At 67.6% G+C, this 11,802-nt stretch carries 9 protein-coding genes; 5 read left to right on the forward strand and 4 right to left on the reverse strand.

Translation table 11 applies throughout. The features are described from left to right. Positions 1-435: 435 nt before the first annotated feature. Entirely contained in the window at positions 436-1,869 is a 1,434-nt protein-coding gene (locus NY1_RS41450; protein WP_067723544.1) for a sugar porter family MFS transporter, read from the forward strand. A 12-nt stretch (positions 1,870-1,881) separates the two neighbouring features. Here the strand turns inward: NY1_RS41450 and tuf are convergent, their stop codons facing one another. Continuing rightward, on the reverse strand, positions 1,882-3,078 hold the full coding sequence (gene tuf / locus NY1_RS41455) for an elongation factor Tu (RefSeq protein ID WP_067723546.1): 1,197 nt from the start codon (positions 3,076-3,078) through the stop codon (positions 1,882-1,884). A 181-nt stretch (positions 3,079-3,259) separates the two neighbouring features. Between tuf and NY1_RS45345 the strand changes: the two genes are divergently transcribed. After that, positions 3,260-5,836, forward strand: a complete 2,577-nt coding sequence (locus tag NY1_RS45345) for a helix-turn-helix transcriptional regulator (protein WP_067723548.1) — start codon at positions 3,260-3,262, stop codon at positions 5,834-5,836. A gap of 852 nt (positions 5,837-6,688) precedes the next feature. Here the strand turns inward: NY1_RS45345 and NY1_RS41470 are convergent. Beyond that, on the reverse strand, positions 6,689-7,303 hold the full coding sequence (locus tag NY1_RS41470) for a GNAT family N-acetyltransferase (RefSeq protein WP_067723552.1): 615 nt from the start codon (positions 7,301-7,303) through the stop codon (positions 6,689-6,691). 91 nt (positions 7,304-7,394) lie between these two features. Here NY1_RS41470 and NY1_RS41475 point away from each other — a divergent pair, with 91 nt between their 5' ends. Continuing rightward, positions 7,395-8,198 (forward strand): TetR/AcrR family transcriptional regulator C-terminal domain-containing protein, encoded by an 804-nt coding sequence (locus tag NY1_RS41475; protein ID WP_067723560.1) that lies wholly within the window; start codon positions 7,395-7,397, stop codon positions 8,196-8,198. A gap of 102 nt (positions 8,199-8,300) precedes the next feature. Continuing rightward, positions 8,301-9,803, forward strand: a complete 1,503-nt coding sequence (locus NY1_RS41480; protein ID WP_067723554.1) for a leucyl aminopeptidase — start codon at positions 8,301-8,303, stop codon at positions 9,801-9,803. A 59-nt stretch (positions 9,804-9,862) separates the two neighbouring features. On the opposite strand, the gene NY1_RS41485 is transcribed toward NY1_RS41480, so the two are convergent. Together NY1_RS41485 and NY1_RS41490 are read right to left on the reverse strand one after the other, a co-directional pair. Continuing rightward, a complete protein-coding gene (locus tag NY1_RS41485; RefSeq protein WP_233434713.1) occupies positions 9,863-10,657 on the reverse strand; it encodes a helix-turn-helix transcriptional regulator in 795 nt (264 codons plus the stop codon). Between the two features lie 114 nt (positions 10,658-10,771). Next, a complete protein-coding gene (locus NY1_RS41490) occupies positions 10,772-11,098 on the reverse strand; it encodes an oxidoreductase (protein WP_067723558.1) in 327 nt (108 codons plus the stop codon). Positions 11,099-11,503: 405 nt separating this feature from the next. On the opposite strand from NY1_RS41490, the gene NY1_RS41495 reads away from it, so the two are divergent. Beyond that, a partial coding sequence (locus NY1_RS41495; RefSeq protein WP_305778674.1) for a biotin/lipoyl-containing protein occupies positions 11,504-11,802 on the forward strand: 299 nt, incomplete at its 3' end.

An 11,802-nucleotide genomic window follows, 5' to 3' on the forward strand; every position in this document is an offset into this window, starting at 1 on the left:
AGCCCCATCACACGGGGGGTGTGAGGCCGGAACCAAATAAAATATTTGGCACTGACATTCATCGACACACTATTGAGTTCTCAAAGAACACACGCACACACAAACTCCCGGGCTCATCGTCCCGCTCGTTCGTGAGGCAACTTTTACAGCTTAGACCAACCGTCGCAGCAGAACCAAATCCGCTGGTCGGGGTAGATCTCGTGTGATCATCAGGCGCTCTTCGTCCAACCTCGTTTTCCCAGTCCCTCTCGGCCCCGGGTCGGTGTCCGTGTCGCTCTGACCTGGAATAAGTTACGTGTTGCTACGAAGCAAAGTCAAATCGCGCCTCTACCTGCGTGTTTCATGACGATCCCGCGCGCCTGGCCGAGATCGAACCGGTCGCGCCGGAGACTGACCGTGCTGCGGCGGCAACATTCGCTTGGATGGAGGGTCTGCGTGGATTCGACGGTTGGTGCACAGAGTTCCGGGAGTCAGCGGCATCCGGGGGGTGACAGTCTCGGGTACGTCATCTTCATTACCGCCGCGGCCGCGATGGGCGGGTTCCTGTTCGGATACGACAGCTCGGTCATCAATGGGGCGGTCGAGGCGATCCGGGAGCGGTACGACATCGGGTCGGCGGCCTTGGCCCAGGTGGTCGCGATCGCTTTGATCGGTTGTGCGATCGGTGCGGCCATCGCGGGGCGGATCGCGGACCGGATCGGGCGGATCCTGGTCATGCGGATCGCGGCGGGGTTGTTCACGATCAGCGCGCTCGGCTCGGCGCTGCCGTTCGCGCTGTGGGATCTGGCCATGTGGCGGGTGCTGGGCGGCATCGCGATCGGCATGGCCTCGGTGATCGGGCCCGCCTATATCGCGGAGGTTTCGCCGCCGGCCTATCGCGGGCGGCTGGCGTCCTTCCAGCAGGCGGCGATCGTCACCGGCATCGCGGTCTCGCAGTTGATCAACTACGGGATCCTGCAGATCGCGGGCGGCGAGCAGCGCGGGAAGATCGCCGGGTTGGAGGCGTGGCAGTGGATGCTGGGCGTGATGGTGGTGCCAGCCATCCTGTACGGGTTGTTCTCGTTCACCATCCCGGAGTCGCCGCGCTATCTGATCTCGGTCGGGAAGATCGACCGCGCGAAGAAGGTGCTGGCGGAGGTCGAGGGCGAGAACGTCGACCTGGACGCCCGGGTCCGGGAGATCGAACTGGCCATGAAGAGCGAGCACCGGTCCACCTTCCGCGATCTGCTGGGCGGACGGTTCGGGTTCCTGCCGGTGGTGTGGATCGGCATCGGGTTGTCGGTATTCCAGCAGCTGGTGGGCATCAACGTGGTGTTCTATTACTCGTCCACGCTGTGGCAGTCCGTCGGCATCGATCCGACCAGTTCGTTCTTCTACTCCTTCACCACCTCGATCATCAATATCTTCGGCACCGTGATCGCCATGACGCTGGTGGACCGGATCGGCCGGAAACCCCTGGCCCTCATCGGTTCCACCGGCATGGCCGTATCGCTCGCGGCGGAAGCCTGGGCGTTCTCGGCCAAGACAATCGATGCCGACGGTGCGGTGCACCTGCCCAATGCCCAGGGCCTCACCGCCCTCATCGCCGCACACTGCTTCGTACTGTTCTTCGCCCTCTCCTGGGGCGTCGTGGTGTGGGTGCTGCTCGGCGAGATGTTCCCGAACCGCATCCGCGCGGCCGCGCTGGGCGTGGCGGCGTCGGCGCAGTGGATCGCCAACTGGGTCATCACGGCCAGCTTCCCGAGCCTGTCGGATTGGAACCTGTCGGGGACCTACGTCATCTACACGGCGTTCGCCTTGCTCTCGATTCCGTTCGTGCTCAAATTCGTGCCGGAGACCAAGGGCAAGGCGCTCGAAGAGATGGGGTGAGCCGCGGGCGGGCTATTTCACGATCTTGGTGATCTGGCCCGCCCCCACGGTGCGCCCGCCCTCGCGGATGGCGAACTTCAACCCCAGTTCCATGGCGATGGGCTGGATCAGCTTGACGCTCATCGACACGTTGTCGCCGGGCAGCACCATCTCCACCGATTCCGGGAGTGTGACCACGCCGGTGACATCGGTGGTGCGGAAGTAGAACTGCGGCCGGTAGTTGTTGAAGAACGGGGTGTGCCGGCCGCCTTCCTCCTTGGACAGGATGTAGGCCTGGCCTTCGAACTCGGTGTGCGGCGTGACCGAACCGGGCTTGATCACGCACTGCCCACGCTCCACGTCCTCACGCCGGATACCGCGCAGTAGCAGGCCCACGTTCTCCCCCGCCTGGCCCTCGTCGAGGAGCTTGCGGAACATTTCGATGCCGGTGACGGTGGTCTTGGTGGTCTTCGGGCGGATGCCGACGATCTCCACTTCGGCGTTCACCTTCAAGATCCCGCGCTCGATGCGGCCGGTGACCACGGTGCCGCGGCCGGTGATGGTGAAGACGTCCTCGATGGGCATGAGGAACGGCTTCTCGACCTCGCGGGCGGGGGTGTCGATCCAGTTGTCCACGGCATCCAGGAGTTCGACGATGCCGGAACCCCAATCACCGGAAGGGTTTTCGAGCGCCTGATACGCGGAGATGCGGACCACGGGGGTGCTGTCGCCGTCGAAGTCGTACTCGTTGAGCAGGTCGGCCACCTCCATCTCGACCAGCTCCAGGATCTCCTCGTCGTCGACCATGTCGCACTTGTTCAGCGCCACCACCATTTTCGGGACGCCGACCTGACGCGCCAGGATGACGTGCTCCTTGGTCTGCGGCATCGGGCCGTCGGTGGCGGCGACCACCAGGATCGCGCCGTCCATCTGGGCCGCGCCGGTGATCATGTTCTTGATGTAGTCGGCGTGCCCGGGGCAGTCGACGTGCGCGTAATGACGGTTCTCGGTCTGGTACTCCACATGCGCGATGGAGATGGTGATGCCGCGCTGCCGCTCCTCCGGCGCCTTGTCGATGGCGTCGAACGGCGTGAACGGGTTCAGGTCCGGATATTTCTCGTGCAGGACTTTGGTTATGGCCGCGGTGAGCGTGGTTTTGCCGTGGTCGATGTGGCCGATGGTGCCGACATTGACGTGCGGCTTGGTGCGCTGGAACTTCGCCTTAGCCACTGGAAACCTCCTGTGCGCCCTGCGATCCGGGGCGGGCATCGGAGGATGGGGACACCGCGGTATATGCCCGACGGCGGTGTCGATTTCAGCGTAGGCACGCGGGGCGGGGAAAGGTCGGGAACGGGGTGAATCGGGCGTCGAGGACCGTTGACGGGTAAGTGGGAGTCTCTACAATCCAGCCATGTCGGTTGCGTGGCCATTCACCGGCCGGGAGGCGGAGCTGTCGCAGGTCCGGGGGATCTTGGCGGGCGGCGGGAGCGTGGTGCTCTGCGGTGGGGCGGGGGTCGGGAAGAGCCGGCTCGCGGTCGAGGCGGCGCGGGGCGCGACGCGGATTCGGGCCAATGAGGCGGCGAAGGCCTTGCCGCTGGGGGCCTTCGGGCCGTTGCTGCCGGGTGAGGTGGTCGCGGAGAACCTGCTCGGGTGGGCGGGGCAGGCGGTGCGGGAGGCGGCCGGGCGGGTGCTGGTCATCGATGACGCGCATTTGCTCGATGCCGCTTCGGCGGCGCTGACCCAGCAATTGGCCGAGAACGGGCAGCAGTTGGTGGTGACGGTGCGGAACGGGGAGCCGTGCCCGGAGCCGGTGGTGGCGTTGTGGCGGGAGGGGATCGCTACGCGGGTCGAGGTGGCGGCGCTGTCGGAGGGGGCGGTGGCGGCGCTGTTGACCGAGGTGCTGGGCGGGGTGGTGGAGTTGGAGAGCGTGCGGCGGTTGCTGCGGCTGAGCCATGGGAATGCCTTGTATTTGCGGGAATTGGTGGAGGAGGCGATCGGGCGGGGGACGCTGGCCGAGAGCGGCGGGGTGTGGCGGTGGCAGGGGGCGGTGCCGATGTCGCGGCAGTTGAAGGAGTTGATTTCGGCGCGGATCGGGGAGTTGACCGAGGCCGAGAGCTCGGTGCTGGAACTGGTGGCGCTGGGGGAACCGCTCGGGCTCGGGGCGTTGCTGACCGTGGGCGATGCGGCGGCGGTCGAGACGGCCGAGGAACGGGGTTTGATCGCGGTCACTGCCGAGGACGAGCAGCGGAATGGGTTGCACGGCAGCATTGTTCGGCTCGCCCATCCCCTGTACGGGGAGTCGGTGCGCGCGGGGATGCCACGGCTGCGGACGGTTCGGCGGTACCGGCAACTGGCGGAGCTCGGCGTGGAGAGCTCGACCCGTCAGGACGTGCTGCGGCTCGCCCTGTGGCGGCTCGAAGCCGGGCTCACCGACCAGCCCGAACCGCTGCTCGCCGCCTTGCGAATGGCTTGGGCCGCACACGATTACCCCCTGGCCGAGCGCTTCGGCTGGGCAGCCGTCGAGGCCGGGGCAGGGCCGGAGGCGGCGATACTGCTCGCGCCGGTGCTCGGTTACGGCGGCAAGATCGCCGAGGCCGATGCGCTGCTGGAACGGCTGTGGGAGGAGCCGTGCGACGAACGCACCCGGACCTTGATGATCTCCACGCGGTTGAACATTCTCGCGACGCTGGGGCGGGTCGAGGAGGCGATCGCGATCGTCGAGGCGGCGGAGGTGACGCTGACCGCGCCGGAGAATCGGCAGGAACTCATGTTCTGGCAGTCGTCGATCCACTTCGGGCTGGGGAGGTACGACAAGGCGCTCACGCTGGCCGACAACATCGTGGCGGACCCGGTGAGCGGGCCCATGCGGGCGCAGGGGCACGGACAGCGGGCCTGGATATTGATCTTCATGGGGCGGCCGGTGGATTCGCTCGCCGAAGTGCGGCGGGTGCTGGACACCCGGGCGGAATGGGAATCGGCCGTGCCGGTGTATGTGCGTGCGCTGCAAGGGATTCAGCAGTTCGCCGCCTACTATGCCGGGGATCTCGGAGCCGAGGCCGAGGCGGTGGCGTTCGGGGACGTCATCACCGGCGCGGACAGCGACTGGGCGGTGGCGGATGCCGAAAGCGCCTACGCGTTGGGGATATTGGAGCGGCATCGGGGCCGGATACGGACCGCCGCGCGATTGCTCGGCACGCCGTCCGGAGGCGATGCGCTCAGCGACTACCAGACGCCGCGGCTCGCCGAATTCGCCATGGCGGCAGCGATTTCCGGGGAAATCGAGACGGCGGAGCGGGCGCTCGAACAAGCCGAAGAGTCGGCGACCCTGGTGGTGATGACATTCAGCGTCGACCTGGCACGGCCGTGGGTGCTGGCGGCCCGCGGGGAACTGACCAAGGCCGCGGACCTCGCCGTCGCCAATGCCGAGCGGATGCGCGAGACCGGGTCGTTCATCCAGGAAGTCTTCGCCTGCCACGATGCGATGCGGCTAGGCAGCGGAGATCGCGTCGCCGCGCGCCTGATCGAGCTCGGCACGCTCTGCCAAGGTGAATTCGCCTCCGCCGCAGCCGAACACGCGGCCGCCGGGAACGACGGCGCGGCCCTGCTGGCGGTATCGGAACGCTTCGAACGGCTCGGATTCCTGCTGCACGCGGCCGATGCCGCCGCCCAGGCCGCGCACGGGTTCGAGACCGCCGGGCGCACCGCGTCCGCACGATCTGCCGCCGCCCGCGCCCATTCCCTCGCCACCGCGTGCGAAGGGGTTTCGACGCCGGCGCTGGCCCGGCTCACCGCCCCCAACCTCACCCCGCGCGAATCGGAGATCGCCCGGCTGGCAGCGAAAGGACTGGCCAACAAGGAGATCGCGAAGCGCCTCGTAGTGTCGGTACGAACGGTGGAGAACCACCTGCACACCGCCTATCAAAAGCTCGGCGTCACCAGCCGCGCCGAACTCACCCGCGTACTCGGCAGTGGAAACACCTCGCGCTGAGCTGTTCCCGGGTTCATGCACGGCGGAGCGCCGGTGGCGGTCATTGCTCCGCGCGCGTTGCCGCGATCACGGACTGGTCGCGGGGTGCCCATCGGCGGCGAATCGGCGTGCACCCTCACAGCCGAGTGCCGGCGCGTACACCGGCGGCACAGGTGGGGGCGGCGGGGTGGCGTGCCGGGCTTGGTCGGCGCGGCGTTGGTAAGTGCGGTTTCTGAACAGGAGCCACTGGAACATGGATCGATGGTCTGGCGGCGACTGTCCAGGTGGCAGAGTGGCGGACCACTCAGATCGGTGGGAGTGCTGCTCGCGTGGGCCGCAAGTCGATGTGCGGAGGTTCGCAAGTTGGTGGGCCGAGCATCGGGGCATGCGGAAATACACGGTTTTGACGTTCGGAATCCTTGGTTCGATTGCTTTGGCGGCGCCGGCGGAGGCGGCTTCGCAGCCGTTCGCCGGGACGTGGTCGGCGGCGGACAGTAGTGCGACGAGTTATGGCAATGGGCGGGGCGGGTCTACGCCGGCGATCGTGACGGGGGTCCAGTTGGAGGTGGCGCGGAACGGCGCCTACCGGATGATGACCTTGCGGCAGTCGTATCAGAACGGGTGCACCCTGCAGATCGTGCAGACCGAGCAGGGGACGGTAACCGTATCCGGGAATCGGGCGAAGTTCGCTGGAACCAGCCTGGTTTCGGAGTCCAAGAACAACTGCGGCGGTAATCAGCGGGAGACAGGAAGGGGGAAACCGCCACCTTCAACTGGACCGTCGATAGCTCGGGCGGGACTCGGTATCTGACCTTGTCGGCCGATCAGGTGAAGCTCGTGATGCACGAGGGCAACTAGCGAGCTCCGGATAGGTCAGCCGCGGAACCACATGGGGCGCAGGGTGGGGCCGTTTTCGGGGAGTGGGATCAGGTTGCCGGAGATTTCGAAGCCGCAGCGTTGGTAGAGGCGGGCGGAGCGTTCGGTGCTGGCTTCCAGGTAGGCGGGGAGGTTGTCGGCGGTGGCGGCTTTCGCGCGTTCGCTGACGATGGCGTAGCCGGCGCCTTTGCCGCGGTGTTCGGGAAGGGTGACGATCATTTGGAGGTAGCGGTAGGGGTAGTCGGTGGGGTGGGTGTCGGCGAGGATGGAGGTGAGGGCGGCCATTCGGCGGATGGGTTGCAGGGGAAGGGCTTTCGCCAGCTCGGCGGTTTGGGCGGCTTCGGCGGCGGCGCGGTCCGGTGAGGTGAGGGTCTGCCAGAGGGAGACCGCCCAGATGTCGGAGCCGGTGCCCGCCACCCACACTTCGTCCTCGGTGAGGGCGCGCTCGATCATCTTGGGGGCGTGCTCGGTGCGGAATTGCTCGGCGACCTCGGGGTGGCCGTCCATGATCCAGGCCGTCACCACTTCGTCGACGGCGGCGCGGGCGAAGACCCGGGTCACGGCCTCGGCCTCGGCGAGTTCGGCGCGGCGGACCTGCGGCTGGTTCTGCATCTCTCGACCTCCTGTTGCGAACGGTGTTTCATCAGCCAACGTAGGGGTGTGGCAGCGGGATTACGAAGATTTCGTCACACTCGGTGGTGTGATGAAAAGGGATGGGGCGTGCGCGGTGTGCGGGCGCGAGGTCGCGCAATCCGAGCGCGGACGACGGAAGCGGTACTGCTCGCGGTCCTGTCAGGCACGGGCGTATCGGGCGCGATTGCGGGCGGTGCCGGTGAAGCGACGGGTGCGGCCGGAGCGGCTCACCACGGTCGGGATCGTGCGGGCGGCCATCGAGCTGGCGGATCGGGACGGGCTGGACGGGCTGTCGATGCGGCGGCTGGCGACCGAACTCGGGGTGGCGACCGCGGGGCTGTATCGGCGGTTCCCGGATCGGGCGGCGCTGCTCGCGGAAATGGCGGAATACACACTCGCGGAGGGGATTCCGGACGATGCCGAGGGCTGGCGGGCGCGGCTGACCGCCGAGGCGCACGCGGAATGGCAGCTGTATCAACGGCATCCGTGGATGCTGCCGGTGCTGGCGCAGACCCGGCCGCCGATCGGGCCCGCGCTCCTGGACGGGCTGGAGCGGGTCTTCGCGGCCCTGGACCGGCCGGATCTGAGCCGGGAGACCGTCATGTCGATCTATCTGGCGGTATCGGGGCTGGTCCAAGGACTGGCTTTGCTGCCCGGATCGGAGCGGGCGCCGGTGCGGACGGCATCGGGGAATCCGGTCGAATTGATCGGCCCGGACAGTCATCCGACGCTGGCGCGGCATATCACCGCGGCCGACGCGGCCGGGCTGGTGCTCGACTACGAGCAACTGCTCGACGACGGGTTGCAACTACTGCTCGACGGGGTGGCCGTGCGGCACTTCCCCGACGAGGTCGGCGGCCGGCCGGTGAAATGACAGCACCGCGCGGGTGAGTGTCCCGCGATTCGGGCGGACCGCACCGCGACACCGACGCGCCCAGCCGACTCGCCGACGACGCGCGCAGTAACGTGGGTTCCCATGACAGCTGTTGCAGATCGTTCGCTCGGGCCGGAACTGGTACGCACCGAGGGCATCGGCCAGGCCGATGTGCTCGTCATCGGACTCACCTCGTCGGAGGACGGGCCGGTTATCGCGCCCGCGGACGTGTTCGACGATGTACTGGACGCCGATACGCGGGCGGCACTGCTGAGTTCGCTGCGCGCGGTGGGCGCGAAGGGCAAGGGTGAGGAGCTGACCCGGGTGCCGGCGCCGGCCGGGCTGGGCGTGGACAGTGTGCTCGCGGTGGGGCTGGGTGCGGCGGACAAGGTCGATGCCGAGCAGATCCGCAAGTCGGCGGGCGTCGCCGGGCGGTCGCTGACCGGCGTCGGGACCGCGGTGACCACGCTGTCGGGGCTGGATATCGGGGCGGCCGCCGAAGGGTTCTACCTCGGGGCCTACCAGTTCACGCCGTACAAGACGAAGTCCGCGCCGAAGGCGGGCGAGCTGCCGGTGCGGCGGATCGAATTCCTGGTTCCGGAAGCGGGATTCGGCGAAGAGGCGCTGTTCCGGGCGCAGGCGGTGGCCGAAGCCGTCGCTACCGCAAGGGATTTCGTGAACACGCCGCCGAGCGATCTGTTCCCGGGCGAATTCGCCGACCGGGCAGCGGAATTGGCGAAGGCCGCGGGGCTGCAGGTCGAGGTGCTCGACGAGAAAGAGCTGGAGGCCAAGGGATTCGGCGGGATCATCGGCGTCGGCAAGGGGTCCTCGCGGCCGCCGCGGCTGGTGCGCATCACCTACGCGGGCGGTGACAAGCGGGTCGCGCTGATCGGCAAGGGCATCACCTTCGACACCGGCGGCATCTCCATCAAGCCGGCCGCGAACATGGAGAACATGACCTCCGATATGGGCGGCGCGGCGGCGGTCATCGCCACCACGCTGCTGGCGGCGCGGCTGAGCCTGCCGCTCACGGTCACCGCGACCGTGCCGATGGCGGAGAACATGCCGTCCGCGACCGCGCAGCGCCCGGGCGATGTGCTGACCCAGTACGGCGGGACCACCGTGGAGGTGCTCAACACCGATGCCGAGGGCCGGCTCATCCTGGCCGACGCCATCGTGCGCGCGGGCGAGGACGATCCGGACTACCTGATCGATGTCGCCACCCTCACCGGCGCGCAGATGGTGGCGCTCGGCACCCGCACCCCGGGCGTGATGGGCACCGACGCCTTCCGCGATCGGGTCGCCAAGATCTCCCAGGGCGTCGGCGAGAACGGCTGGCCGATGCCGTTCCCGGCGGAACTGCGCGCCGACATCAATTCCAAGATCGCGGATCTGGCGAACGTCGCCCCGCACCGCTGGGGCGGCATGCTCTCGGCCGGGATCTTCCTGAAGGAGTTCGTGCCCGAGGACGTGCAGTGGGCGCACCTGGACGTGGCCGGTCCGGCGTACAACACCGGCGGGCCGTTCGGCTACATCGGCAAGGGCGGGACGGGCGTGCCGGTGCGCACGCTCATCGCGACCCTGGAGGACATCGCCGCGGAGTAACTGCGCGAACAACGGCCCCGGTCACCGAAAGTGACCGGGGCCGTGTGTTGTCCGGGCGATTACCCGGGATTCGCCACGGCGGGCAACCCGAGGACGAACAGCAGCCGGTCGTGATATTCGACCGAATCGACTTGGAACACTTGCAGATCCAGTCGCGATTCCCGGCCCGCCGGATCGCGCAGATGCATTCCGAGGGTGTCACGGCCGAACACCGTTTCGTTGTCGTCCCAGATACGGCGGAAATCGGGATATTCGCTCAATTCCTCGAGCAGCTCGCTCCACCAGTGCGGATTGCTGGAACGCCCGATGAAACCGCGCACCAGGCCGACCGTCAGCCGCGCCTCGTGCTCCCATTCCACCAGCGCCTGTTTGGACCGCTCGTCGGCGAACACCCAGCGCAGGATATTGCCGTTGTCGAGCAGGCCGGTGAAGGTGTTGCGATAGGAATCGTTGCAGGCCAGCACATTCGAGCGGGTGTCGAGATAAGCGGCGGGATTCGGGTCGTGCTGGATCAGGCGGCGGCGCAGGTCCGGCGGCAGCATGGCGGACAGGTCGGCCGCCGACGGCGAATCCAGTTCGGCCACCCGGGCCAGGTCGAACAGGTGCCGGCGATCCGCGTCGCCCACCGATTCGACCTGGTCCAAGGCGGCGAGCAGGGCCTCCACCACATTGCGGGTGGGCCGCCGATCGCGATCGTCGGTCTCGATATGCGTCACATAGCTGACGCTCAGATGCGCGCTGCGCGCCAGCCGCTCGCGGGATATCCCGCGCGCGTCCCGCAGGTGCCGCAGCACACTACCGAAAGTCGGGAGCTTGAGCGGTCGCTCCCCAGGACCGTTCTTTTCTTCCAACACCGCCCGCTATCCTCACGCATCCCCGTAGCACATGGACGCCAGTCCATGGGTTATGCATGTATAGCAGGCCGATCGTGGTCCGGACCAATAGCAAGACCGGCAATTTGCAGGGGATTAACCCTGTTCTCTGCGGCGCAGAATTCGAACTCGGGCGTCGTGATCGCGCATGCGTTGCGGATAGCCCACCTTGCGCACGTCGTAGACCGGAATGCGCAGGGTCGCGGAAAGCCGTTGCGCGCCACGCTCCCCCACCACGCGCCGCGTCCATTCACCGTCGTGCGCAACCAGCACCACCGACACGTCGTTGACCGTGGTGCGCGGTTCGACGAACGCCTCGACGCCGTGATGGGTGCGCGTCCACTCCGCCAGATGCCGCGCGTCGTCCGGATCGACGCCCTTGGTGGCGACGCCGCCGCGATTGAGGAAATCCAGGAAACCCATCGGGCAACCTCCGTTCTGCCTCGATACTGCCAGCGCACCGGCACGCCGGACGGTCCCCGGGCCGACTTCGCAGCCAACCGTCAGCCGGTCCTCAGCCCGCGCTCAGGACCGGACCCGGTGCGGCGCATCCCATTCAGCAGCGCTTGGCTATCACCCCAGTTGAGACACGGGCGACCGCGCTCACCATCACGTTTGCGACACTGCGAGGTCGGTCGAACAGCCGCCCTGTGACACGCCGCACGCGCGCAAGTGCAAGGATGGGGAACCGGAACAAGAACCAACACGGATCCCCGGACGCCGCAGACTTATCGGTGGCGAGTGGCCCGACACCGCGACCCGCGGTGGAAGACCCGCCGGGGGACGAAGCTGTTTAACCCGACGAGCAGTCAGAGGAGTCAGAGGACTATGGCCTTCTCCGTCCAGATGCCGGCTCTTGGTGAGAGCGTCACCGAGGGCACTGTGACCAGGTGGCTGAAGCAGGAAGGAGACACGGTCGAGGTCGACGAGCCGCTGCTCGAAGTCTCCACCGACAAGGTCGACACCGAGATCCCTTCCCCGGCCGCAGGTGTGCTGGTCAAGATCGTGGCCGGCGAAGACGACGTGGTCGAGGTCGGCGGTGAACTGGGTGTGATCGGTGATGCCGGTGAGGCTCCCGCCCCGGCCGCCGCGCCCGCTCCCGAAGCCGCCGCGCCCGCCCCGGCCCC

This window comes from Nocardia yamanashiensis NBRC 100130 (genome assembly GCF_001613325.1).
GTDB classification, from domain to species: domain Bacteria; phylum Actinomycetota; class Actinomycetes; order Mycobacteriales; family Mycobacteriaceae; genus Nocardia; species Nocardia yamanashiensis.

Excerpts from the sequence above, each read along its gene's own strand:
- NY1_RS45345 (WP_067723548.1), top strand. The coding sequence starts at position 3,260 with ATGTCGGTTGCGTGGCCATTCACCGGCCGGGAGGCGGAGCTGTCGCAG.
- NY1_RS41470 (WP_067723552.1), bottom strand. The coding sequence starts at position 7,303 with ATGCAGAACCAGCCGCAGGTCCGCCGCGCCGAACTCGCCGAGGCCGAG.
- NY1_RS41475 (WP_067723560.1), top strand. The coding sequence starts at position 7,395 with ATGAAAAGGGATGGGGCGTGCGCGGTGTGCGGGCGCGAGGTCGCGCAA.
- NY1_RS41480 (WP_067723554.1), top strand. The coding sequence starts at position 8,301 with ATGACAGCTGTTGCAGATCGTTCGCTCGGGCCGGAACTGGTACGCACC.
- NY1_RS41490 (WP_067723558.1), bottom strand. The coding sequence starts at position 11,098 with ATGGGTTTCCTGGATTTCCTCAATCGCGGCGGCGTCGCCACCAAGGGC.